This is a genomic window from Psychrobacter urativorans (assembly GCF_904846675.1).
In the GTDB taxonomy this organism is placed as follows: Bacteria; Pseudomonadota; Gammaproteobacteria; order Pseudomonadales; family Moraxellaceae; genus Psychrobacter; species Psychrobacter urativorans_B.
Genome location: NZ_CAJHBT010000007.1, coordinates 21061 through 45586, shown reverse-complemented (window position 1 = coordinate 45586; position 24526 = coordinate 21061). Strand labels below are relative to the sequence as shown.

The following is a 24526-nucleotide window of genomic DNA, read 5'->3' as shown; positions in this document are numbered from 1 at the left end:
CACTCAAGTTTTTAGATAGTAAAAGCCCCAAGGTTGTTAGCAACTTTGGGGCTTTTTTATGCTTAATAAATACTGTTTTTTTAACGGAGCTTATATTAATAATCCAATCAATGAGCTGTAGAGCCATTATTGCCGCGTAATTTACCGATGACCGTAATAATAGCGACCAAAATTACGCCGATAATTAAACCGCCCAAGCCATTTAGTAGCATGGTTGTTAAACTCTCGAATACACCAGTCAAATGCGCCAAGTCCTCAACTTCATGATGCAGGAAATCTATACCATGTACCAAAATACCACCGCCAACTAAGAACATGGCTATTGTGCCAGCGATAGACAAAAACTTCATCAATTTAGGCGCGGCCGCTAACAAGAACGAACCTATTTTTTGTTTGTTATTGCCTGGTTTCTTCATCAAATAGAGACCTAAGTCATCCATTCTAACAATAGCAGCGACCAGACCATAGACACCAACCGTAATAGCAACCGCAATAATAGCCAGCACTAAGCTTTTTTCTAGTAGTGTTGCCCCCGCTGCTGACCCCAACGCAATGACGATAATTTCTGCTGAGAGAATAAAGTCTGTACGCACGGCCCCTTTGATTTTTTCTTTTTCAAAAGCGACCAAATCGACGTTCTCATCAGCGTTGGCTTCTCGGCGGGCATTTTGTTCCTCATCATGTGGTAACAGCTGCGGCCAAAACTTATGAATGACTTTTTCGGCCCCTTCATAGGCTAAAAATAAACCGCCACACATTAATAAAAGAGTGACCAAGGGCGGATAAATAGTACTAATGAGCAGCGCTGCCGGTACTAGAATAAGCTTATTAACGAATGAGCCTTTTGCTACCGCCCAAACCACTGGTAGCTCACGATCTGCCTTAACGCCTGTAACTTGCTCGGCGTTAAGGGCTAAATCATCACCCAATACGCCAGCTGTTTTTTTTGCGGCCACTTTCGTCATGACAGAAACGTCATCTAATATCACGCTGATATCATCGAGTAACGTTAATAAACTGGCACCTGCCATACGCGCTCCTTAGATTAAATTCGCTTAAATAAATATATACAAAATGGATTATAAAAATCTACTTATTAAATGGTTAAACAAACAGCAGTAATAATGATGCTGTTATTAGCAGTAGCCTACCTAGTCAGCCTATGATATGACATGGCATAAATGTATCTTGTTTTTAATGACTTAGCCCTCGTTACCAGACCTTTATTTAAAATAGCTAGCTGCTAGCTTTTGGCGGTTATTTACAAAATTATGCTAAGATAGGGCGCTTTTGAGCTTTTTAAAACCCATTACCTTTATCAGGTGATGATTGCAGCTTATTTCCATCGCATGCCTTGGTCTTATCAACAGTCACTTTAAGCTTTATATTAAATCTTTATCATCAACACACGATTAGGCGCGCCTGCCTATAGGAAACGTTATATGTCCTTTCTCCCTTTTTCTACCGCTACCGTTACGGGTCAACGCTTCTCTCACAACACTCTATCTCGCGGCTTAATAAGTGCGTTATTAATCATTGTGGCGGCTGGATGCTCGAATAATGCTGCTGATGCGACCAGCAATACCGCTATCGTTAATAGCGCACAAGCCAAAACCAGCACTACGGCAGATGCTAATAGTGATGCGACCGTGGTCAAAGCGCTACAAGACAATCTACAAGCGTCGGGTATTGAAGAAAATATTATTTCCGCTGTGTCCACTGATATGGATGGTATTTATTGGGTGACGGCTGAAGGATTGCCCGCGTTTTTTACTGATAAAGCAGGCAAGCATATTATTCAGGGGCAAATTATTGCCGTTGGACAGGGTGAGCCAGTTGATATCAGTGGTGCACTGGTAGCTCGTACCGCGCAAGAAGCGCTAAAAGCAGTCGATAAAAAGGACATGATTATTTATCCAGCAAAGGGACAAACCAAATCTGTCGTTTACTCGTTTACCGATGCTGACTGCCCTTATTGCACTAAGCTGCATGAAGAAATGGACGAGATCAATGCCCTAGGGATTGAGGTGCGTTATTTGGCATGGCCTCGTAGTGAACAAAGTGTGCCAAAAATGGAAGCGATTTGGTGTAGTAAAGACCGAGTTACCGCGATGAACCAAGCAAAATCAGGCGCAAATGTGACCGCTGCTAATTGTAATAGTCCAGTACGAGCGCAAATGGCATTGGGTGCCAGACTTGGCGTGCGCGGAACGCCAGCCATCTTTACTGAGTCCGGCCAACAAGTTGGCGGTTATCTGCCGGCGGCGCAATTGGCACAAGCCGTGGCCGCAGCGCAATAATCATCGTTAAGTCATAAGCATTAGCGGCTATAGCATGACGTAGACGCCGCTAATGCTTGTCGATATGATAGGATAAAGGCTAACAGCTTTGTAAGCATGAGAGCTGTATAAGAATAATGACCTTATAAGTAAGACCATACTATAAATAAGACATCTATATTCATACTATCAGCTCATAAAAACATAGATTCATAAACATCATAAGTTCATCAATAACATCAAGTCGGCTGCAATATATATTAAGCAGCCCGCTGTTAATTCGCTATTATAAGTTAAGATAATAGCCGCCTATAGACACCCCCTTTCCCATTCATCTATTTAACCTCTTGAGGATACTGTGAGTAAATCCATCAAACTAGCGATACTTGGCCTAGGTACTGTCGGTACTGGCGTGGTCAATCTAATCAATGATAATTCAGACGAGCTTAAACGTCGCAGTGGACGCGATATCATTATTACCGAAGTCGGTACCCGCCGTCATCGTGATGATATCGACCCCAGTATTGTCCAAAATAGCGATCTAATGGCCACTGCTGCCAGTGATAATGTCGATATCGTCATCGAGGTTATTGGCGGTACTACCCTTGCCAAAGACCTCATCATGCACGCCATCAAACACGGCAAGCATGTTGTGACCGCCAATAAAGCGCTACTGGCTGAGCATGGCAATGAAATTTTTGCACTAGCTGAAGCCAATAACGTGCACGTGGCCTATGAAGCGGCAGTAGCTGGCGGTATTCCGATTATTAAAGTCATGCGTGAAGCGCTTGCCGCCAATAAAGTAGATTGGCTGGCGGGTATCATTAATGGTACGGGCAACTTTATCATGTCTGAGATGCGAGATACCGGTCGTCCATTTGCGGATGTGCTAAAAGAGGCGCAAGACTTGGGCTACGCTGAAGCTGACCCCACCTTTGATGTAGAAGGTATTGATGCTGCGCATAAGCTGGCGTTACTTGCCTCTATCGCCTTTGGTATTCCGCTACAGTTTGACAAGGTATATTGTGAAGGTATCACTGATATTACTTTACAAGATGTCAATTATGCCGAAGAGCTGGGCTACCGCATCAAGCATGTAGGCTTTGCCGTTCGTCGTACCAGTGAAAAAGATGAAGAGGGTATTGAGCTGCGCGTACATCCAACCTTAATTCCGCAAGATACGTTATTAGCCAATGTGAATGGTGTCAAAAACGCGGTGTTGGTTGACTCGCATCCGCTTGGACAAACCTTATATTACGGTGATGGTGCTGGTGCCGGTGCGACTGCTTCTGCCGTGATGGCCGATGTCATGGATTTAGTACGCGTAATAGGTACAGATAATTCTAGTCAGCATGGCCATCATGTGCCACACTTATCTTTTATGCCTGAGCAGTTATCTGACACGCCGATATTACGCGCCGAGCAAATGATTACCGGTTATTATCTACGGGTACATGCTTTTGACAATCCAGGCGTATTAGCCGATATAACCCGTATCCTAAGTGAGGCTGGCATTAATATTGATGCGATTCTACAAAAGCCTGCGCATAAAGTCGGGCAAGTACCTATTATAATCTTGACCCTGCCAGTGGTCGAAAACCAGATGAATTTAGCGATTGAGAAAATTGAAAAGCTTGATTCCATTACTGACAGAGTAGTCCGTATTCGCTTAGATGAGCTGGCATAGCAGTCGATATATCGACACGCTTCTTTTTTGATAACTTGCTTATTGACTAACTGGTGTGCATTATAATAGTAGCTATCTTTCATGAAAACTTGGTATAACAGGTTATTGCCTTAGCCTGACAACTTGAACATCAAGATGCTAATTTTAAATCAAAATATGCAGAATAAGGAGAATCACGATGTCGAATGATGCGATTGTAATTGTTAATGGTGCGCGTACGCCCATGGGTGGCTTTCAGGGCGCATTAAAAGATGTGAGCGCCACCAACTTAGGCGCAGCGGCTATCAAAGCAGCGGTGGCCCGCGCCGGTGTTAGTGCGGATAGCATTGATGAAGTCATCATGGGCTGTGTCCTAACTGCTGGACTCGGTCAAGGCCCAGCTCGTCAAGCCATGCGCGAAGCAGGTCTGCCAGATGCTACTGGGGCAGTGACTATTAATAAGCTGTGTGGCTCTGGTCTAAAAGCCATAATGCAAGCCCATGATGGTATTAAAGCAGGCAGCTTCAATGTGGCAGTAGCAGGCGGTATGGAATCTATGACCAATGCGCCCTACATTATGCCAGGTGCGCGTAGTGGCTACCGTATGGGCCATAAAGAAGTCAAAGACCATATGTTTCTAGACGGTCTCGAAGATGCCGAAACTGGTAAGCTAATGGGACAGTTTGCCCAAGAGACGGCCGATGAAAAAGGCTATACCCGTGAGCAGATGGATGAATTTGCTATTGAATCGCTTAACCGCGCCCTAACCGCTATAAAAGATGGTCATTTCGAAAATGAAATCACACCAGTAACTTTTGAGACTCGTAAAGGCGAAAAAACCGTCGAGACGGACGAAGAACCGGCACTTGCTAATGCCGAGCGTATCCCAACCTTACGCCCAGCCTTTGCTAAAGACGGCACCATTACTGCGGCCAATGCCAGCTCAATCTCAGATGGCGCAGCGGCAGTCGTTGTGATGAAAGAGTCCCAAGCCAAGTCTGAAGGTCTAGACTACCAAGCGCGGATTATCGCTACCGCTTCCAAATCACGGCATCCCAGTGAGTTTACGATTGCCCCGATTGGTGCGATTGAGAACGTACTTGCTAACGCCGGCTGGTCAGTAGCGGATGTGGACTTGTGGGAGATTAATGAAGCGTTTGCCATGGTCACAATGGCAGCGATGGATGAGCTCGATATCGACCATGCTAAGGTCAACATCGAAGGCGGCGCTTGTGCGCTTGGTCATCCCGTCGGCTGTTCCGGCGCACGCATTGTCGTTACCCTAATTAATTCCTTACAGCGTACCGGTGGTAAAAAAGGCATCGCAACCTTATGTATCGGTGGCGGCGAAGCCGTTGCTATCGCTATTGAACTGCCGTAACGCTCAACCTGGTGATTTCTAGCTTATAGTTCTAACTTATACTGAGAGCTAGTCGAGTATAAGTTGATACTAATCTGCCATCACTTAGCCGCAATTTATTGTATCTACTACCGCATCGGTCACACGCCATGCGGTTTTTTTGTGTCCAAAACATCTAAACAGGCAAAATATGACCCCTACTGTAAAAAAGCGTTAACTTTTACCAGTCGCATGTTATAGCACTTACAGCCTATTACACGCAATTACGTCCGAAGCACACTTTGCTACCTTGCTCATATATCTCATTTAAAAATGGGGTGTTACGATAATTACAAGTTGAGTCAGCGGCGATTAATTATAATTTATTGTTTATATGACGGATTATATTTTCTTAGTCGCAATAGTAAAAGCAATTAGAAAAATCAGATCACTATAGCCGTTACTAATGCCATTAACAGTATTAATAACAATTATGACTTAACGACAGATGTATAACTAGCGTTACTGTTTAACGCTGTTATTTTGAGTATCACTTTTAACCATTAATTATTATTTATTTAATAACCATTTACTCATATAAAAGGAAGACGATAATGAGCCAACTAATCCGTTTACAAGACATTCAAGCAACTCACCGCGACTTAATCGGTGATGACTATTATGACCCTACTGGCAAAACTGCTTATGGTGTTGACGAAGATAAAATCGGTAAAATCGAAGGTGCATTGGTAGAAGATACTACTGGTCGTATCCGTTATTTAATCGTTGATGCAGGCGGCTGGTTCAGCTCAAAAGAAGTATTAGTACCAGCAGGTCTCGCTCGTATCGTTGGTGATGACGTATTCTTTGATAGCTTAACTAAGTCACAAGTTGATGCCATGGAAGTGTATGACCATGACTATCAATACAGCTACAAAGAACAGCACGAAAAAGACCGTAAAGCATTCGTTGCAGACACTATTCCTACTGAAGAGCGTATGGAAATTAAAGATACGGCCTACGATGCACCGAACACACTGGAGCTACTAGAAGAACGTCTAACAGTAAATAAAGACCGTATCGTCGCAGGTCTAGTGAAAGTTGGTAAGCATGTCGTTACTGAAGAGCGTAATGTCGATGTAGATCTTGAAGAAGAACATGCTAATATCGAACGTACTAACGTAGACCGCCCAACAGACCGCCGTATCGGTGATGCTGATGTTAACGGTAACGAGACTATTGAAGTTGAACTAGAAGCAGAACGTGCTCGTGTTGGTAAAGAGACTTATGTCGCAGAAGAAGTGAGCGTCGGTAAAACAACCGAACGTCGTACTGAAACTGTCGCTGAGACTATCCAACGTGAAGAGCTTGATATCGACCGTGATGGTAACGTTGTCGATAATCAAGGCAAACGTGTAGACCGTGATGATATCTCTGCCGAAGATGTACGCCGCGCTCGTGGTATGTAATACGCTGACCTGTTGCTACTTTATATAAATATAAAAGCAATACAGATAAGCAGCTGAGTCTTTTGACTTAGCAAATTAAGGCCAGAGCCCGTCTCTGGTCTTTTTTTATGTCAAGCTAAAACTTAATGTAGAGTATGATGATAAACTTAAACGCCTATTCTGCTTTCCTAAACTTCTTGAGCAATAAGGAATATACTCATGAGCACTAATAATAACAATACTGATAGTAATGCTGTTAATAGCAACGGTAGTAATGGAAAATCTATTAACGACCAGAACACTAATGCTTCTTTATCACCCGCGCATACTTCCAAAATAGAAGACCATACTGCTGATAATAAACTGCCAGCACCCAGCGACATATCAGCGGTTACTGATAAAGCAGCAGCAATCAATGGGCGTGATGGTAAGAGGTATTTAGAGTTACTAGAAGAGCGTCCGGTAGTCAACAAAGAGCGCTTAGATGTGGGTAAAGTCACAGTGAGCAAGCATTCACGTACTAAGACTATTGAGGTACCAATCGAGCTGGTTGAAGAATATATCACCATACAAACAGACTACTATGATGCCGACAGTCAAGATATGTTATCAGGTAGTTATGATGACAAAGACATCTTGCGTCATGTTGAGCCCACATTAGACAATAGAGCAGTGGTCACTATCAATGGCAAGCAAGTTGAAATTGGTGATGTCCCTGTCGAGATTGTTATCTCACGCCAAGTCGCCAACATCACTAAGGATACTTACGTCATCCAAGAGGTTGATGTGAATAAAACCACTCATACTCATACCGATAGCATTCAGGTTGAGCTAGAGCATGAAGAGCTAGATGTAAAAGAAGAAGGCTTTTTGGAGCATGAAACTGGACGCAGTCGTAAAGGATAATATTAGGACTGAATTGAGAGCAATCTAGTAAGATATAAAAAAAGCAACGTTCACGTTGCTTTTTTTATATCTGTTATGAAAGGCTCACTATAAATAGCTGTCTTTATCCTGTTACATAATAATAGTGATCGTTGATAATAGTCACCGTCAATAATAGTACCGCTTATTCTGTTTTCTTACACTCATACGTATTTACATTGCTCTCATCTGCACCAGCCATCCGCATCACACCTGTTTCACGTGCTCCATGAGCAACACGCCACTGGGTAAAGCCTTCACCGCCATCTATCGCAGTCGCAACGTTATATACTTCAGGGTTACTACCGTCGTTGGTTTTGGTCAAAGTTACTGTACCCATATCCGTACCAATAACCACTTGGTCGTCTTCATCTGTATAAGTTGCTTCGACTTTTAGCTCAGGCGAACATAAATAAGTTAACTGGCTCACACCGGTATTGACGGTCGCGATAGTGTCATCCTGCACTTCGTTGACGGTCGCATCCTCTATAGCTACCACGGTATCATTAGGATCGGCTGGTTCAGCTGACATCGGTACTGCCTGTTCTTCAGCAATATTATCTTCTAAGCTTTGTTCTGGTTCTTGCTGCTGTTGACAGGCGCTCATGCTAATAGCCGCCGCTAGTAGGCCGGTAATAAAGGCGGACGTACGTAAATGCCCTAAATTCATAACACTCTCCTAAATTGGTATGGTAAATACTATAGCGTGTCCGTATATTTACGCCTATGTTGAATTTGTAAACACAAGCAAAAAATACTGGGCGATATATTATATATTGTCTACGCTTGAACCTTCTTTATCATAATTATACTAAATTATCTTTACTTATAACGCATTTTTTATGCTAAATCTAGAGTATATCAGCTATAGAAGGACATAAAAATACCCATAGCTGCTGACAGCTATGGGCATCTGCTATTTATCTTAGCTACTGCTCATATAAATACTGCTATAAAGATTAAACCAATAAAAGTCAGATTAACGGCTAAATCCTACCGTGGCATTGCTTATATTTAAGAGCTGATCCACACGGACAAGGTGCATTTCGACTGATATTCATACCAGCGTAAGGATTCGGTTCAGCGTCAGTATTGCTGCTGTCATTATTATCGTTAATGTTATTAGCATTTACGCCTATATTAGCGCCTGCTGTTACCCCGCCGCTCAAGTTGACTCGCATTTGACCATTGGCGCGCGCGCCCTGATTTTGATCACGAGCGCTTGGGGCCGGTTGTGATTCACCTGCTAAGTTTGCCACATCACTATGCTCAAACTGCATTTGCATCTGCGCCGCATCTTCGCGTTGCTGCGCCTCTAATGCCTCAAGCTCTTCTTTGGTTGGGACATGCACACGTGACAAGTCTTGTACGGTCTCAGACTTAATCGCCCCTAACATCATTTGGAATAACTCAAACGACTCACGCTTATATTCCTGCTCAGGGTTCTTTTGGGCATAACCGCGCAAGTGGATGCCCTTACGCAGCTGATCCATTTGCGTTAAATGGTCTTTCCAATGTTTATCTAAACTTTGTAGCATAAAGTGCCGCTCAAGCTGGGCAGCGCTTTGTTCACCCATTTGCGCGCGTCGACCATGATAATGCTCAAGTGCAGTATTGATAATCTTAGTGCGCAGTCCTTCTTCATCCAGACGACGGTCTTCATCTAGCCAATCATTAATCGGCATATACAGCTTAAATTCGTTCTCTAGCTCATCCTCCAGCCCATCAATGTTCCATTGATCATCGACAGAGCCTGGCGGAATAAATTGATGAATCATGGCGGTATAGACTTCATTATGCATGACTTCCAGCGCTTCTAACAAGTCCATATCATCGAGCAAGTCGTCACGCTGACCATAGATAACTTTACGCTGCTCATTGGCCACGTCATCATATTTTAGCAAGTTTTTACGCGCATCAAAGTCGCGGCTCTCAACTTTACCCTGCGCATTTTCGATCGATTTTGAGACCATTTTATGCTCAATGGCTTCATCTTCTGTGAGTCCCATGGTACGCATCATATTAACCACGCGGTCACCGGCGAAGATACGCATCAAGTCATCTTCTAATGATAAGAAGAAACGCGACATGCCGGGGTCACCTTGACGACCAGCACGACCCCGCAGCTGATTATCAATCCGGCGCGATTCATGACGCTCAGAGCCAACAATATGTAAGCCGCCCGCATCGACTACTTGGTCATGCTTCACTTGCCATTGGGCTTTTAGGCGCTGCATTTCTTCCGGACTAACGGATTCTATGTCTTCAATAAATGACTGCCAGTTACCGCCCAAGATAATATCGGTACCACGACCCGCCATGTTAGTAGCAATAGTCACCGCTTTGGGGCTACCGGCCTGCGCGATAATATCGGCCTCACGCTCATGCTGCTTGGCGTTCAAGACATTGTGCTTAATGCCTTCTTGATCAAGCAGATAGGACAACTCTTCACTGGCCTCAATCGTTGCCGTACCAACCAGTACCGGCGCGCCTTTGGCTTGTATCTCTTTAATCTCGCGGATAATCCCTTTATATTTACCCAACTTGGTTAAGAAAATCTGGTCATTCTTATCTGTCCGAGCAATCGGCTCATGAGTTGGAATCACGATCACATCTAAATCATAAGTCGATTTAAATTCTGCCGCTTCGGTATCCGCTGTACCGGTCATACCGGACAATTTGTCATAAAGACGGAAAAAGTTCTGAAAAGTCGTGGTCGCTAGCGTTTGGTTTTCAGCTTGAATATCGACGTTTTCTTTGGCTTCTACGGCTTGGTGCAGACCTTCTGACCAGCGGCGACCGGGCATGGTACGACCAGTGCTTTCATCAACGATGACCACTTCGCCTTCATCAACGATATAATGTACGTTTTTGACAAAGACATGATGAGCGCGAATAGCGGCTTGCACGTGAGCCAATAGTGGCAGACGACTTGGGCTATATAGGCTTTCGTTTTCGCCCAGCTCGCCAACTTCGATTAAGAAACGCTCGATTTTCTCATAGCCTTTTTCACTAATCTCAATCTGGCGGTTTTTTTCATCAATCCAAAAATCTTCTTCTTCATTATTCTTATTGGCTTCTTCATCTTTTGAGCGTATTAGCACCGGAATAATGGTGTCAATTATGGCGTACATCCGTGACGAATCTTCAGCTTGCCCTGAGATAATCAGTGGCGTCCGTGCTTCATCGATAAGAATAGAGTCAATCTCGTCAATGATACAGAAGTTCAGCGAGCGTTGCTTTTTTTCGGCTAGGCTAAAGACCATATTATCGCGCAGATAATCAAAGCCGTATTCGTTATTGGTACCGTAAGTGATGTCCGCTTGATACGCGTCAACCTTATCTTGCCCCGGCTGTTGCGAATAAATAACCCCAACGGTCAGTCCCAAAAAGTTAAACAGTGGACGGTTCAAATCCGCATCACGGGCGGCCAAATAATCGTTGACGGTGACGAGATGCACGCCTTTAGCGCTAATAGCATTCAGATAAATCGCTAGTGTCGCCATTAAGGTTTTACCCTCACCGGTCTTCATTTCAGCGATTTTGCCTTCATGCAAAGTAATACCACCAATCAGCTGCACGTCATAGTGGCGCATGCCAGTAATACGAAGTGAGGCTTCGCGGCAGACCGCGAACGCTTCGGGCAGTAGCGCATCTAAGCTCTCGCCGTTTTGGAAACGATCTTTAAACTCTTGCGTCTTTTGTTGCAATTGCTCATCAGACAGGGCTTGCACGCCAGCCTCTTGCGCATTAATTTTGGTGACCACCTTACGCATACGCTTAAGTTCACGGTCATTTTTGGTGCCAACCACACTGCCTACAATCTTTGATAACATAATTTTTAACCTATGGAAGTATTCGATAATCAGCACAAAGTCATTAAAGGCTCGCCTGCCACCCTTTTATCACCCGACTAAGTACTACCTAATCAAGTATACCCAATTAAGTGTGTCGTCATTATATATGGTTATCGTGCTGATGGATACAAGGGCAACTAGCAGATATTTGCCCGCGTCAAATCACGGTTAGTCATGGTAAAATGACGGTATAAAACCAGCAAAATAAGAGACTGTGCATGACTGTTAAGCCCTCTATTCAAAACCAATCTATCGCTGAACCACACACCGCTAACGTCTTAAATATAGGTGACGCTGTCTACGATTTGGCCGATCATACGCCGATGATGGTGCAATACCTGACTATGAAAGCAAACTATCCGCAGGCTTTATTGCTGTACCGGATGGGCGATTTTTATGAGCTGTTCTTTGACGATGCCAAGCGTGCCGCGGAGCTTTTAGACATTACCCTCACGCGACGTGGTACGGATAAAGCGGGCAATACGATTGCGATGGCAGGAGTCCCCTTTCATGCAGCGGATGGTTATATGGCGCGGCTGATTGCTGCTGGTCAAACTGTCGTCGTGTGTGAGCAAATTGACGAATCAGCTGATGGCAATATTCCAGTTATGGGTGAGAGAAGTAAGAAGGATAACGGTTTTAAAAACGACAACCAGATTAAAGGCAGCAGCAAAGCCAAACCTGCCACTATCATGCGCCGTGAAGTGGTCAAAACTCTCACTGCCGGCACGATTACTGACGATGCACTGATTGCGCCCAATCATACGCCTACGGTAGTTGCTATTGATATTGCTAATCCTAAAGCTAACAGCAATCAGCCCCTGCAAGCGGCGGTCAGTCAAATGGACTTAGCAGCTGGAACCTTAACAACGCAAACGCTAAGCGCTGCGACTGCTGACACCGAAAACCTACAAGCGCAAATGCTCACCGTCTTAGCACGGTTTGCGCCTAGTGAATGTATCGTCAGTGAAACCTTTAATGATAACAGCCGCGAGGATTGGCTGCTGTGGCTTCGTAGTCACCTCGACTGTCCGATTATAGAAGTGGCAGCAAACGATTTTCACCGTGACCATGCCGCAGCGACTTTATGCCAGCAGTTTGAGGTACAGCGCCTTGATGGGTTAGGGATTGCAGATGCGCCACTTGGTCAATCCAGCTGTGCGGCGCTGATCCATTACGCCCGTCAAACCCAGCAGCGTCATGTGCCGCAAGTAAACCAACTGATTGTCGAAAACAATGATGACTATCTCATTATTGATGCCAATAGTCAGCAAAATCTTGAATTGTTCAGCCCCGTTAGCGCCAATGGTACGTCATTAATATCGGTGCTGAATCATTGCAAAACCCCAATGGGAAAGCGCCTATTAATCCAGCAAATGAAGCGTCCGCTGCGGCAACATGCACGCATCAATCAACGTTTAGACGCGATATCTAGTTTATCATGTGGTCTACTAAAATTAGATGATTCGACAAGTAATGTAGATAATAATTTAGTCACCAATTTAAATAACAACTTGGTTGAACGCCTACGCGAAACTCTGAATACCATCGGTGATATTGAACGTATCACTAGCCGTATTGGCCTGATGAGCGCCAAGCCACGTGACTTACGTAAATTGGCTGATGGCATTGCCAGTAGCAGCCAGTTAACTGCCCTACTCACTCAAGCAGGGATTCATTCTGAACACGCAGGCTTATTACCGATGCTCATGCAACAATTACCCGCGCAATTACCAGCTGTGCAAATGGTGGCGGAGCTGATTGAACGCGCTATTATCGAGGAGCCGCCCGCTCATATTCGTGATGGCGGTATGCTGGCCGCAGGATTCGATGAGGATTTGGATCGCCTGACGCATTTGCACGATAATATTCAAGCGACCCTCGATGAGATGGCAGAGCGTACCCGCCAAGCGCACCAATTACCCAGTCTAAAAATAGGCTTTAATAAGGTCAGCGGCTTTTATTTTGAATTGCCCAAAACGCAGGCTAAAAACGCGCCCAGCCACTTTATCCGTCGGCAAACGCTCAAAAACAGCGAACGCTTTATCACTGATGAGCTAAAAGAAGTCGAGACCGAATATCTAAGCGCCCAGACCTTAGCCTTAGCACGCGAAAAGCAACTCTATCAACAAATCCTGACTACTCTGAGCAGCCACTTAGCAGAACTGCAACAACTGAGCGCCGCTATCGCGCAACTCGATGTGTTAAGCAATTGGGCACAGCTCGCAGTTACTTATAACTGGCAGCGTCCAGTGATGACCAATGACTTAATAAACAACGGCTCAGATAATGAGAAATTAGCCAATAAAAATGCTGGCAAACAACAGCAAATCAGTTTTCAAAATCAAACCAGCATCGATATTAACGCCGGTCGGCACGTGGTGGTAGAAGCCGCTCTCAATCCCACTCATAATAGCGATGCTCACAACAACGCCAGCCACAATAGCGCTTTTGTCGCCAATGACTGTCAGCTCGGTAGCAGCGAACACCCTGAACGATTAATGATTATTACTGGGCCTAATATGGGTGGCAAATCCACCTATATGCGCCAAACCGCGCTAATTGTTCTACTCGCGCATTGCGGCAGCTTCGTGCCAGCAACTCAGGCGATAATCGGTGATATCGACCGTATCTTTACCCGAATTGGCTCCGCCGATGACTTGGCAGGGGGTAAATCGACCTTTATGGTGGAGATGATAGAGACCGCCAATATTTTGAATCTTGCTACGGACAAATCATTGGTACTGATGGATGAAGTCGGACGCGGAACGTCGACCACTGACGGGCTGGCGATTGCACATGCTTGTGTCAATCGGCTGCTTGAGATTGGCTGCCTGACCTTATTTGCCACTCATTATTTTGAGCTGACCCAATTGGCAAACACGCCTCATGGTGTTAATAGCGAGATTAATAACGCTAACGATAGCGGCATCCGTAACGTCCACGTCGCAGCAAGCGATATCGACGGACAATTATTGCTACTACATCAAATCCGAGAAGGCGCCGCAAGCTCTAGCTTTGGGTTACATGTGGCAAAGATGGCAGGTATTCCCACCCAAGTACTCAATGATGCCAAACGCTATCTAATTGACACGCTAGCTACTGATAAAGTAAAAACGCCTGATGTCAAAAATGACTTAGCTAAGTCAGGAAAGGATGAACGTCAGCCCCGCACTCATGATAGAGTGACTAGCGCTACGGCTCATACTAGCGTTCAGAGTAATAGCTCAGACTATAATCAACAATCAAAACAACTGCTTAGCGTCTATGATAAGCTAAATAACATTGATCCTGACAGCTTAACGCCCAAGCAAGCCTTAGACACGCTCTATAATCTTAAACACCTCATTAATGAGTAAAGGGGTTTGTTTAATCATCGTAAAGGCGCTAAAATAGCCCTTATTTTTAATCAAATGCTTTTTTAGCCATTTTACTTATTCATACGCCGAATCAACCACAGGTAGCCATCAATATGACCTTTGTCGTTACAGATAACTGCATCCTTTGCAAACACACCGACTGTGTGGAAGTCTGCCCGGTGGACTGCTTTTATGAAGGGCCCAACTTCCTCGTCATCGATCCTGATGAGTGCATCGACTGCGCGCTATGCGAGCCTGAATGCCCTGCTAATGCGATATTCTCCGAGGACGAAGTGCCTAAAGGGCAAGAAATCTATATCGGACTCAACGAAGAATTGGCACAAAAGTGGCCGAACATTACGGAGATGAAAGACAGTCTGCCGGACTCTGAAAAGTGGGATGGCGTTGAAGGTAAATTGCAGTATTTAGAGAAGTAGATATTAATTTAATATATTTGTTAAATTCGTAGGCTGTGGCTTTTAGCCCAGCCTTTTTATTTATCTAAAACCTTTGATGTGAGCAAGTAGATGCAACTCGTCGATAAGCAGCAGATTATTGATTATGTCGCAGCTGAATTTAGCCTAGTGGACAGTCAAACCTTGCAGCATCTTCATCAAGGTGGTTTGAATAACACTAAAGGTCGTGACTATGAAAACTACTTTCAGCTTCATAAAGCCTTTGAGATAGCAGCTCAGGACAGTTGTGACTTTGATAAGCAAATACTAGGTATGCAGGTCATTGGTTTTGTCGATGATATCTGCCATATCGACGGCGATCAACAAATTAAATATAACTATCAAGCCAAAAATTCATCGGGTGCCGCCGCTGATTGGACGAATGATATCAGTGAGAGATTCAGAAAACAAAGAGCCATTGATAATGATTGCTTCAAAATAAGCCAAACTAAAAACCGTTTACTGGTTTCTGATCTGACGAAAGCGCTAAAAAATCTAAAAAAGATACCTGATGACTTAAAGGGTCTGGATTCCTGTGAGTATTTTGAATATCACCAAACACTCGTTGAACTCGTCTATAATACCCCACTTTTAAACCACATAAAAAAACTTATAAATAGTAGCAATAACTCTGATATCGATTATGCTGCCAAACTGATTTTGGGTGTCCTGCAAGCCAATCAGTATAAGTCCGTGGCAGACATATTTTCTCAAGCACAGGCAGAAGCCTACCCTAATCCATTCATCAAGTTTCGCCCTGCTCCCAAAACAGACAGTATCCCAGTATGGCTGCAACAAATTCTAACGAATCCTTCTCATCATCTCGCGTATCGTTTAGAATATAACAAACTAACAATAACCCTAAACATTGGGCTTACTATTGCCGTGGATATTGACTCAATCAATGAAATACCCACTGAGCAAGCGGATAAAGTTAACAATATTCAAGATTTGGTAAGATTGTTTATGCTCGTTGCTGCTCAAGACCTTGAAAAAGACTCGAACTCCTCTAACAGTGGAGAGGTACAAAATGGATATGAATAACCGCACGTATACTCCTTTGGCGACGCTAGCAGCCAAACGCCATCTGCAGGGTTTATTGGACAGTGTCGATAATCCTGATACTTATTGTGAGCATATGATAGCACTCGGTAAATTATTGGCCGCTACTATTGTACCCTCGCTTCATCACCAAACTACTCATCACCATACTAAAGTGGATACGCTTATCATCTCGACTGCTGAAGATGCTGACTTTTTGCAACATGGTGTCGCAACGGAGCTAAACAACCAAGGTATTACTAGTAAGCTTGCTGTTTTTTGGAATAATCATTACCAGCTTGCTGACCATTCTAGTGTGGCACCCATTGTCCATAAATTTATTCAATCGGGATATGAGTCTGCAACAGACATTGTCATCGTTAAATCTATCATGTCAGGCAGTTGTGTGGTGCGCACCAACCTGATTGAAATGTTAGGCACTATACAAAATATTGATAATATCTTTATATTAGCCCCTGTCGCTCATAAATATTCAGAAGAGAAGCTAAGGGCTGAGTTCCCTATTGATATATCGCAAAAATTTAAGTTTAACTGTTTTGCGATAGATAATAAGCGCAGTAAGGCAGGAGAAGTTATTCCCGGTATTGGTGGTTCAGTCTATGAGCTCCTAGGACTTACCGATCAGCCTGTGCTCACCGCTTATATGCCGCATGTAGTAGAAAAACTGACCTTTGCAGATATTTAATCATGGTTGGTGGGACAAGAGATGTTGAATGAGCTCAACGCAAAAGTGGCCGAACATCACTGAGATGACTGGAGGCTTGCCAGAAGCCGAAAAGTGGGATGGTGTTGAAGGTAAGATTCAGTATTTAGAGAGGTAGAGCACCCTGTTAACTAAAGCTAGCTTAATATAGATATACTGAGTTAACAAAAAGCCACCTAATAGCGATATGCTGTTAGGTGGCTTTTTTACTTATCTATTATTGTAATAAGTGATAACTTTACTGACAATCTTTTGGTAAATACGCTTTCGCAATACCCGTTGAAGCTCGACATTGCCACGCGCTATCTGCGGTACGGTCAAGACTAAGTGTTTGTCCTTGCGCATAAGCTAAATTTTGAATAGTGCAAGTTATTGCATCTATAGTTATTCCACTGGCAGCAGGTTTAGTAACGCTAAACTGACAATATTTGGTTTGCGCTGGTATATTAAGACCGCTAGGAGAAAATCCTGACACGCCAGCCCCTTCATTAATTAATATCTGATAGGGCAGACGAAACTGATTAACTTCCTGATAAATAGTGATGAGCTGTGTTTGTCTAACCTGTGTCTGATAGCTGACTACGGCTATGGATGCCAAAATGCCAATTACAGCGATAACTATCATTAGCTCTATTAAGGTAAAGCCAGACTGAGTCGTAAGCTGATGTTTGGACATTGGTAACATGATGGTAACGAAGCTCAGAGGTGATAATCTATTAATGCACGTGGCATGCCATTATAGTTTTCTAGACATAAAAAAGCCAAACATGACGTTTGGCTTTTTGGTAATACGTAGCGTGTTCAAATTTTGAACTGGACTAAAAGCCCAGCCTACGCTTGCTACTATTATTAAGCTTAGCTTTCATCTACTTCACAAGCACCAGAAACTAACTCTGCAGGAACATCTGTATCGCAGCTCCATTTGCCTTTTGTACCATCATATGTGAATGTTACTACCTTTTCTCTAAGCTTCTGGCTTACACCCTCTTTTTTGAATGAGTATGTGGCTGCTGCCGTGTTGCCATCATCGCCAGTGGCACCGCCAACAAAAGCATCGTAACTTATAGTGCCATACTCGCCAATTAAGTTTGCACCTAGTGGGTTAATACCATCTACACCATCACCTTTACCTTCACCTGACTCTGCTTCTTCTTCTGTAACGCCATCATAGCTTTTACCTTGGTCTACTCTCTCTTGGATAGCAGATTTCATGCCTGAAAGCATTACTTGTGACTCAGAGAACTGTGAACGGGCAATATAATTCTGATACTGAGGAATAGCAATCGCAGCCAAGATACCAATAATGGCAACCACGATCATGAGTTCGATTAGGGTAAAACCTTTTTGAGCGTTCATAAACATTCCTTTGGGATAGGGTGATGACAGATTATTTTGCTATGTAGCATTAGCAACTGTCTATCAATTATTAATAGTGTGGGTGTCAGTCAAAATTTAATTTGCTGATTGTCTTATTATAGTTGTTGCAGGTTGCGTGCCAACTTTTTATAGTTAGTGAGTGATTTGGCAGCAAATAAGCATTATCACCTTTATCTTAACAGTTTTATTAGTGGTTAAGATTCTAAATACTAACGCCTTGTAGTTTTGTACCGCATTTATATATCTTAAAATTTATAGTTAGAGCTTACTAGAGATTTATTAAGGTGACTAATTTTGTTCATTTCCTAATGTTACGGTTAACTTACCGATAATTGTCACTTTAAGACACTTATACGCGCACATTGTAAGTTTGGGTGACGTTTTTTGTCACATAACCTTTCAAGTAGTCAAAATTCGGTAATTTTAGGTTAATTCCAATCATTTCCCATGCTACAAACTTCTCCTCGACATTTAATACCTTGATAGTCAAGACTGAGGTCGCCATCGGCAGCCATTTGAGTGCCCGTTTTGGGCATGGCAGTGATTTTCCATTTATCAGTCAGTGGATCGTTGGGGTCAATAGTGACCTCATATAGTGCATCACCTTTAGGATATCCTACTGCAAAATCTGTAATAACATCATCACTAATAGCAGGATAGCTCCCTTGTGCCAGTTTGCGACTTTCGATTTCAGTAGCGATATTATGCATCTCACTCATCATATCAGTACGCTTGGACTTGATGACGTATTGCTGATAGCTGGGATAGGCAATGGCGGCAACTATACCAATGATAGCGACCACGATCATCAGCTCAATAAGGCTAAAGCCACGCTGGGGTGCTGATAAGCTCATTGATTTATCCGCTATCGATTTATCCAATATTACGGTCATTACCAGTCCTCCTGTCCAATACCGCAGTCGACATCTTCAATCTTGACTTTGCTACTTTTACAACGCATGCCTGTACTGGTCATCATGATGTTATGCGCGCCTTTGGTCACGCCGGTGGTATTGGGTTCAGCGAGCATTTTCCATGTGCGTCCGATGCCACTGTCAACAGTTTTATTTGATACCAAGCTATTAATAGATTCTGTTATATCACCATCAACAAGCGTAATTTTATAACGATAGTTAGTTTCATCGCTGCCGCTGGGAACATAGATGGTTTTATTAACGGGGTCATCATCATAAGCATAGGTCGCTGTGCTGCCATTAACGAGCTGCGGCTTAAAACCTTTATAAGTCAGTGCTGATGCACGCCAACGCTCGAGCTGAATTTGTAGTTGCATCATCTTGGCTTGAGTCTCACGCTCAGCGTTCATCACTACGTAACGGCGATAGCTGGGAATGGCGATAGCGGCAAGTATGGCGATAATAGAGACAATAACCATCATCTCTATTAGGGTAAAGCCAAGACTACTGGCTCTACCCTCACATTTCACAACTTGATTTGTTTTGCTGCTATCTAAAGTGTGCATCAGTTACCCTCATACCACTGGGTAGGCTTGAGTACGAAGCGATCGCGGAACAATAAGTCTGCCATTGAGCCGTCACCGTTTGCAGTTGTAACACCCGCGTAATCATCACCTGGTTGCGGCACTGCTGTAGGTTTGGACGGCGCTTTGCCTTTGTCAGTACCACCTTCACCATAGTCCACGCGGTTGCCCGCAAGAATCCGCTCGCTGAGGGTGCGCGTGCCGAGCAAAACAGTGGTATTTAGGTTGTCTTTGTTCACTGCGCCAAGGCTTAGTTCTTGGATACCCTCACCTGCTGAGACAAAACCGCCAGTACCTGTAGTAGAGCTTTCATCCATGCAAACGCCGTATGGCAAGCAGTACAGCTGATTTTCTGAGCCGCCGAGCGTTTGCGCATCACAAATGCTCTTTTCGCCATAAGACATATTAGGGTCATATACCGACATATAGAGATAGTTGTTAATCACACGGTAGTCGCCTACAGCTTTAACATTTAGGACTTTTTCAAAACCGGCAAAGCGGGTTAAGGGGTAATACCAACCATGTTTTTCTTTATTTATCATGGATTGGGTTAATGCCAGTTTTGCATCTTTGGTATTCGCAGTCAGCTTAGCACCACCAAGCTCAACTAGATGACCAAATTCGGTTAAATCTTTAATCGTTAGCTTCATTTTGTCATCTAAAATATCAGCTTGGGTCACATCCCTATCAATAATGCCATAGACTCTATTTGCCTGATCAATATTGGTACGGTGCTTAGATAATGGTGAGCTGCGATCCCCTGAGGCAATATTCACTAGTGCAAAGAGGTTATTGCTATTGTCTTGATAAAAGCTGACTACCGGACGGTTATAAAAGCGATACGCTAGAGCAGTTGTAGCGCTCTCTTTTTTGGAGGCATCTAAGATACGAACGACGCGTACGTTTTTGAAGGGTTCGGCAGGTTTATTAATTTCGCCCTTTTTGTTAATAAAGTCAGCACGGAAGACATTACCGCCTAAATCAGCAAAATACAGATGATCGAATAAACCATCATTATCACGGTCAAGGGCGGTGACACCAGCGACGATACTGTGGTTTTGAGGGTTATTCCACGACCATATATGTTCTCCGGTTTTGGCATCAGCGATATAAATAGAGCTGCCTTTTGTTGTTGTGTCTGTTGTTGGTAAGGGTGTTGGAGCAAACTGCGGATCTTCATAGCCCATATCATAGCCACCCCCGAAGATGATGACGTCCTTATATTTACTGTCGCTTGAAGTCGAGTTCATGACACGGGCAGTAGTGACAGTGTTCCAGATTTGTCCAACATTGTTGTAGTCTGTTCCGGTATTCGTTTCTTGTTTACCGTTTTTATTCTGATGTAACTTCGGCGTATCATAAGCGGTGTCAGGCGTGATGCTAAACAGAATTTTAGGCGTATTCTTATCCGCTAAGTCTAAACCATACAGACCCTCACCACCCATGCGGAAGCCACCATAAGCGGCGAGCGGTAAGAAGTTACTGGTGTTTGTTTGATCGTTTTCATCGCTAGATTTAGGTTTATATAATGAAACCTTACGCGTTCTTTCATCACCTTTTCCACTAGCATTATAGCGATATTTTGCGCTGACCAACCACGGCGCATCGACGCCAAAAGCAAGCTCGCCCATAGCTCCCTGTACAAGCGCCTCAGGTTGCTTACGAAACATCTCTTGCAACACGAGCGCCCACTGCTCGCGTCCTGTTTTGGCATCGACCATGTGTAAGGCTCCATCCATCGTACCAAATAGCAGATAATCATCGCGCCTATCTGAGGTGACGTTTCCTGCCGCATCGACCTCAGCGCTATAAGAGACGAGCGCAGGCTTTGAATGCACCACCCCGCCCACTTGGCGGATGGGCGACTCTGGCAAGTAGTTCTGCATTCTAAACTCATAAATCAACGTCTGGTCATCTGTCTCATAAGGGATGGTATAGCCCAAAAAGTTGAGTAATAAGCGTTTGGACTGTAGAAGCGTTCGTCCATTTTGACCATATACAGCGTCATTCACAATAGGAAAACCAAAAGGTTTGCCGCTGTCCTCAACACCAATTTTTACCACACCGTCAGAGATAGCAGCACCTTCAGAGCCGACATAGTTTTCGACAAACACGTTGCGCGTACTGGCAGGAGACTGCGTATTTGGCGCGATAAGCTGGGCATAAAATCCGCCGGTATGTACCGCATTGTTGCCTGAGCTGAGATAAGACGACTGCCATAGATCTGGCGCAGCACCATTTAACGCACCGCTTTTATCGTTATATAAGCGAGTACCACCTCTACCATATAACGTGCCATTTTTGGTGTCGTATTTTTTTAGGTTGCCCGGCCATACCCTATAATTGTCACCCACTTTTGGCTCAAGCATTGGCAAATAGGCATAAGGCAAGGTGGCGCTGGTTTGATAAGGGTCATCGGGCACACTGATGGTACCCGCTGGAATGGTGTTAATCGTTTGATTCAAGTCCGTAATGAATTTTTGCACACTACTGGCAATATCAAGTGAGGTCTCAGCGTAAAAGAAACCACCGTGACCATATTCAGGGCCGCCCCACTTACAGGCATTCTTGGCATCTAAATTAGTGGCTTTATCACAATCATAGGTATCATCAGGCTTTTTGGGAATACCCGCAAATGAGGAGCCAAAACCTGCCACTGCCGTTCTGATACTAGCGCCAGATGGGTTTTTTGTAGGATCATACAAGCGCTTGGCATACTCACCGATATATTCCCAACCTCCGGTCTCACCAGGAAATAAATCAGATTGTAACAATGGAGAGATCAGTTTGTCGTCGGCATCAATGTTATCTATACTAATTCCATCTATGTTTAAAGAGCGACCCATAATCTTACTAGCCATGGCGTCTTTGGTCGAGTTGGGCGCGCCATCGGTTAAGAAGTAAATACCATTACTATCGCAACTCTCTTTACTACTGCCCTTGATATAGGTTTTATTGCTAAAATCTACAATTTCTTTATCATTTACATCGTCTCTCTTATAATATCTCAAACTTCCTACCATATTATCCTTGCCATCAACCAACTGAAACGGATTAACTCGGTAAGATACCAGTCCTATGATATTATCCCTATATCCCCATACCGTTCCGACAACAGGTTCAATATCGAGAGGCTCTTGCGCGACTTTTTGCCAACCACCATAGCGCCAACCGACAGGAAGCTTGGTATAGGCTTCCCATCTGTTAGATATAGTCACGTTAGCACCTACTTTAGAGTCAAGTATTATCTTCGAATCGAAGTCAGCTTTATTAGTAATTTTATGCCAACCCCCTTGACCGTTTGGTCTATATATACCCCCTTTGATTAATGTTGCAAGATTATTACTATAGTTATTTTCATACCCAGGCCAGTTGTTATCACACTCTCTTACTGTTGCACCAATCGCAGTTGCAGGACTTTTGGTACCGAGCACCGCACAAACAAAATACACTTGCTCATCTGAATTAACATTTCTCTGCTTAACCATATAGCCATCATAGAGAATTTCAATCTTACTGATGTTAGCTTCACGGCTATCATAGCCTGTGCCTGTACCCATCATGTACGCGCCCGCTTCAGCATACGCATGAGCGGTGGGTGTACCACTCGATGATTTGATTACGTTTGGATAACTGTTACTGGATAGCTTAAGATTAGCATTCGTAGTGCCGTCTTCATTAGTCGTCGTATCAAGCGATTTAATATCAGCCAAAGCTCTGGCAATTTTTCGGCGCTGGGCAATAGTCAGCGGTGCCGAGGGTACCAGTATGCGACCAGAGTGACCATCAACCAGCTTATTAGTAGATGTACCAATATTTATATCCGTCTTAGTAGAAAAATGCCCAAGTCCCATATAGACCTTATTACTGATTTGCTCACTTGCTAACAGTGGCAATAGTGCATCTTTTAGGCGTGATAAACGGTCTAATTCTGTCACGCCATTTTTTGTACAGCCGCGAACGTAATATCCGATCGTCTGACCACCAATCACCACACTTTTCTTAATAGAAGTTCTACCGCCCGTTGAGTCATCAGTGAGGTTATATGCCCACTCATAAATACTATTAGTACTTGATCGATTACTTTGATACTCCGCCACTGGAACGCGCGCACATAGTGGTGTGTCCACATCCCCTGGGCTACCGTATTCATTATCTTTAGGCAACACCAGTGAGCTGATACCCATCGAGCCTGAGGTATCTATCATCATCATAAGGTTAGTACGGGCAGTGGCAGCTGGCTGATAGATACTTAAGTCGCCCATCTTGCTCACCACACCTTGTTCATCGACAGCCGCTTGTGACATGGTCATACACATCATAGTCATGACCACTGCGCTCAAGCTTGAAGTGCGCCACCGTGCTTTACTCGATTGCTGCGCATGAGTGCCACTAGCCGCCACTGTTGGCGTATGATAACGATTGAGCTTCTTAATTTTCATAATGTTATCTCTTTAGGACGGCTATGATAGACGCGATGGTATAAATAGAATAACGGTAATAAAGTGACCGAGCAGATGTTATACAACGGGTATCGGTTTTTGAGCGCTTTATTAACT

At 43.9% G+C, this 24526-nt stretch carries 18 protein-coding genes and 1 pseudogene; 10 read left to right on the top strand and 9 right to left on the bottom strand.

Annotation, left to right across the window (positions count from 1 at the left end):
- Positions 1 to 107 precede the first annotated feature (107 nt).
- Positions 108 to 1031: a DUF808 domain-containing protein gene (locus JMY06_RS05160; protein WP_201616823.1), complete on the bottom strand. Its 924-nt coding sequence runs from the start codon at positions 1029 to 1031 to the stop codon at positions 108 to 110.
- A 411-nt stretch (positions 1032 to 1442) separates the two neighbouring features.
- On the opposite strand from JMY06_RS05160, the gene JMY06_RS05155 reads away from it, so the two are divergent.
- The 5 genes from JMY06_RS05155 (at position 1443) to JMY06_RS05135 (ending at position 7638) form a co-directional block, all read left to right on the top strand.
- A complete protein-coding gene (locus tag JMY06_RS05155) occupies positions 1443 to 2300 on the top strand; it encodes a DsbC family protein (RefSeq protein WP_201616821.1) in 858 nt (285 codons plus the stop codon).
- Between the two features lie 337 nt (positions 2301 to 2637).
- Entirely contained in the window at positions 2638 to 3966 is a 1329-nt protein-coding gene (locus tag JMY06_RS05150; protein ID WP_201616820.1) for a homoserine dehydrogenase, read from the top strand.
- Positions 3967 to 4144: 178 nt separating this feature from the next.
- Positions 4145 to 5326, top strand: a complete 1182-nt coding sequence (locus tag JMY06_RS05145; protein WP_201616818.1) for a thiolase family protein — start codon at positions 4145 to 4147, stop codon at positions 5324 to 5326.
- A gap of 572 nt (positions 5327 to 5898) precedes the next feature.
- Positions 5899 to 6753 (top strand): DUF2382 domain-containing protein, encoded by an 855-nt coding sequence (locus tag JMY06_RS05140; protein WP_201616817.1) that lies wholly within the window; start codon positions 5899 to 5901, stop codon positions 6751 to 6753.
- A 198-nt stretch (positions 6754 to 6951) separates the two neighbouring features.
- The gene (locus tag JMY06_RS05135) at positions 6952 to 7638 is read left to right on the top strand and encodes a YsnF/AvaK domain-containing protein (RefSeq protein WP_201616816.1); all 687 of its coding nucleotides are present in this window, start codon (positions 6952 to 6954) and stop codon (positions 7636 to 7638) included.
- 163 nt (positions 7639 to 7801) lie between these two features.
- On the opposite strand, the gene JMY06_RS05130 is transcribed toward JMY06_RS05135, so the two are convergent.
- Together JMY06_RS05130 and secA are read right to left on the bottom strand one after the other, a co-directional pair.
- Positions 7802 to 8326 (bottom strand): hypothetical protein, encoded by a 525-nt coding sequence (locus JMY06_RS05130; RefSeq protein WP_201616814.1) that lies wholly within the window; start codon positions 8324 to 8326, stop codon positions 7802 to 7804.
- 316 nt (positions 8327 to 8642) lie between these two features.
- Entirely contained in the window at positions 8643 to 11492 is a 2850-nt protein-coding gene (gene secA, locus JMY06_RS05125) for a preprotein translocase subunit SecA (RefSeq protein WP_201616813.1), read from the bottom strand.
- Between the two features lie 239 nt (positions 11493 to 11731).
- On the opposite strand from secA, the gene mutS reads away from it, so the two are divergent.
- From mutS to JMY06_RS05100, 5 genes are all read left to right on the top strand, one after another.
- Positions 11732 to 14872: a DNA mismatch repair protein MutS gene (gene mutS, locus JMY06_RS05120; protein WP_201616811.1), complete on the top strand. Its 3141-nt coding sequence runs from the start codon at positions 11732 to 11734 to the stop codon at positions 14870 to 14872.
- A 113-nt stretch (positions 14873 to 14985) separates the two neighbouring features.
- Positions 14986 to 15309 carry a ferredoxin FdxA gene (fdxA, locus tag JMY06_RS05115; RefSeq protein WP_201616809.1) on the top strand — a complete coding sequence of 108 codons (324 nt, stop codon included), beginning with the start codon at positions 14986 to 14988 and terminating at the stop codon, positions 15307 to 15309.
- A gap of 90 nt (positions 15310 to 15399) precedes the next feature.
- Positions 15400 to 16371, top strand: a complete 972-nt coding sequence (locus JMY06_RS05110; protein ID WP_201616807.1) for a hypothetical protein — start codon at positions 15400 to 15402, stop codon at positions 16369 to 16371.
- Positions 16364 to 17074, top strand: coding sequence for a hypothetical protein (locus JMY06_RS05105; RefSeq protein WP_227672179.1), 711 nt, complete (start codon positions 16364 to 16366; stop codon positions 17072 to 17074). Before JMY06_RS05110 ends, JMY06_RS05105 begins: the two co-directional genes overlap by 8 nt.
- Positions 17075 to 17102: 28 nt before the next feature.
- Complete coding sequence (locus tag JMY06_RS05100; protein WP_413786886.1) at positions 17103 to 17210, top strand: DUF3470 domain-containing protein; 108 nt, start codon at positions 17103 to 17105, stop codon at positions 17208 to 17210.
- A 120-nt stretch (positions 17211 to 17330) separates the two neighbouring features.
- On the opposite strand, the gene JMY06_RS05095 is transcribed toward JMY06_RS05100, so the two are convergent.
- The 6 genes and pseudogenes from JMY06_RS05095 to JMY06_RS05075 form a co-directional block, all read right to left on the bottom strand.
- A complete protein-coding gene (locus tag JMY06_RS05095) occupies positions 17331 to 17768 on the bottom strand; it encodes a pilin (protein ID WP_201616803.1) in 438 nt (145 codons plus the stop codon).
- Between the two features lie 179 nt (positions 17769 to 17947).
- Positions 17948 to 18304, bottom strand: coding sequence for a pilin (locus tag JMY06_RS05090; protein ID WP_413786887.1), 357 nt, complete (start codon positions 18302 to 18304; stop codon positions 17948 to 17950).
- Positions 18305 to 18333: 29 nt separating this feature from the next.
- Positions 18334 to 18448, bottom strand: a pseudogene (locus tag JMY06_RS12000) (prepilin-type N-terminal cleavage/methylation domain-containing protein); the annotation flags it as partial.
- A 449-nt stretch (positions 18449 to 18897) separates the two neighbouring features.
- Positions 18898 to 19362, bottom strand: a complete 465-nt coding sequence (locus JMY06_RS05085) for a type IV pilin protein (RefSeq protein WP_320157849.1) — start codon at positions 19360 to 19362, stop codon at positions 18898 to 18900.
- Positions 19362 to 19949: a type IV pilin protein gene (locus tag JMY06_RS05080; protein ID WP_201616799.1), complete on the bottom strand. Its 588-nt coding sequence runs from the start codon at positions 19947 to 19949 to the stop codon at positions 19362 to 19364. The genes JMY06_RS05085 and JMY06_RS05080 overlap by 1 nt, the downstream gene beginning before the upstream one ends.
- Positions 19949 to 24409: a pilus assembly protein PilC gene (locus tag JMY06_RS05075; RefSeq protein WP_201616797.1), complete on the bottom strand. Its 4461-nt coding sequence runs from the start codon at positions 24407 to 24409 to the stop codon at positions 19949 to 19951. Before JMY06_RS05075 ends, JMY06_RS05080 begins: the two co-directional genes overlap by 1 nt.
- Positions 24410 to 24526: the final 117 nt, after the last annotated feature.

What these genes read in the sequence shown, in the direction of transcription:
- JMY06_RS05160 (WP_201616823.1), bottom strand. Translation starts at nt 1,031, where the DNA reads ATGGCAGGTGCCAGTTTATTAACGTTACTCGATGATATCAGCGTGATA.
- JMY06_RS05155 (WP_201616821.1), top strand. Translation starts at nt 1,443, where the DNA reads ATGTCCTTTCTCCCTTTTTCTACCGCTACCGTTACGGGTCAACGCTTC.
- JMY06_RS05145 (WP_201616818.1), top strand. Translation starts at nt 4,145, where the DNA reads ATGTCGAATGATGCGATTGTAATTGTTAATGGTGCGCGTACGCCCATG.
- JMY06_RS05140 (WP_201616817.1), top strand. Translation starts at nt 5,899, where the DNA reads ATGAGCCAACTAATCCGTTTACAAGACATTCAAGCAACTCACCGCGAC.
- JMY06_RS05135 (WP_201616816.1), top strand. Translation starts at nt 6,952, where the DNA reads ATGAGCACTAATAATAACAATACTGATAGTAATGCTGTTAATAGCAAC.
- JMY06_RS05130 (WP_201616814.1), bottom strand. Translation starts at nt 8,326, where the DNA reads ATGAATTTAGGGCATTTACGTACGTCCGCCTTTATTACCGGCCTACTA.
- secA (WP_201616813.1), bottom strand. Translation starts at nt 11,492, where the DNA reads ATGTTATCAAAGATTGTAGGCAGTGTGGTTGGCACCAAAAATGACCGT.
- mutS (WP_201616811.1), top strand. Translation starts at nt 11,732, where the DNA reads ATGACTGTTAAGCCCTCTATTCAAAACCAATCTATCGCTGAACCACAC.
- fdxA (WP_201616809.1), top strand. Translation starts at nt 14,986, where the DNA reads ATGACCTTTGTCGTTACAGATAACTGCATCCTTTGCAAACACACCGAC.
- JMY06_RS05110 (WP_201616807.1), top strand. Translation starts at nt 15,400, where the DNA reads ATGCAACTCGTCGATAAGCAGCAGATTATTGATTATGTCGCAGCTGAA.
- JMY06_RS05105 (WP_227672179.1), top strand. Translation starts at nt 16,364, where the DNA reads ATGAATAACCGCACGTATACTCCTTTGGCGACGCTAGCAGCCAAACGC.
- JMY06_RS05100 (WP_413786886.1), top strand. Translation starts at nt 17,103, where the DNA reads ATGAGCTCAACGCAAAAGTGGCCGAACATCACTGAGATGACTGGAGGC.
- JMY06_RS05095 (WP_201616803.1), bottom strand. Translation starts at nt 17,768, where the DNA reads ATGTCCAAACATCAGCTTACGACTCAGTCTGGCTTTACCTTAATAGAG.
- JMY06_RS05090 (WP_413786887.1), bottom strand. Translation starts at nt 18,304, where the DNA reads ATGAAATCTGCTATCCAAGAGAGAGTAGACCAAGGTAAAAGCTATGAT.
- JMY06_RS05085 (WP_320157849.1), bottom strand. Translation starts at nt 19,362, where the DNA reads ATGACCGTAATATTGGATAAATCGATAGCGGATAAATCAATGAGCTTA.
- JMY06_RS05080 (WP_201616799.1), bottom strand. Translation starts at nt 19,949, where the DNA reads ATGCACACTTTAGATAGCAGCAAAACAAATCAAGTTGTGAAATGTGAG.
- JMY06_RS05075 (WP_201616797.1), bottom strand. Translation starts at nt 24,409, where the DNA reads ATGAAAATTAAGAAGCTCAATCGTTATCATACGCCAACAGTGGCGGCT.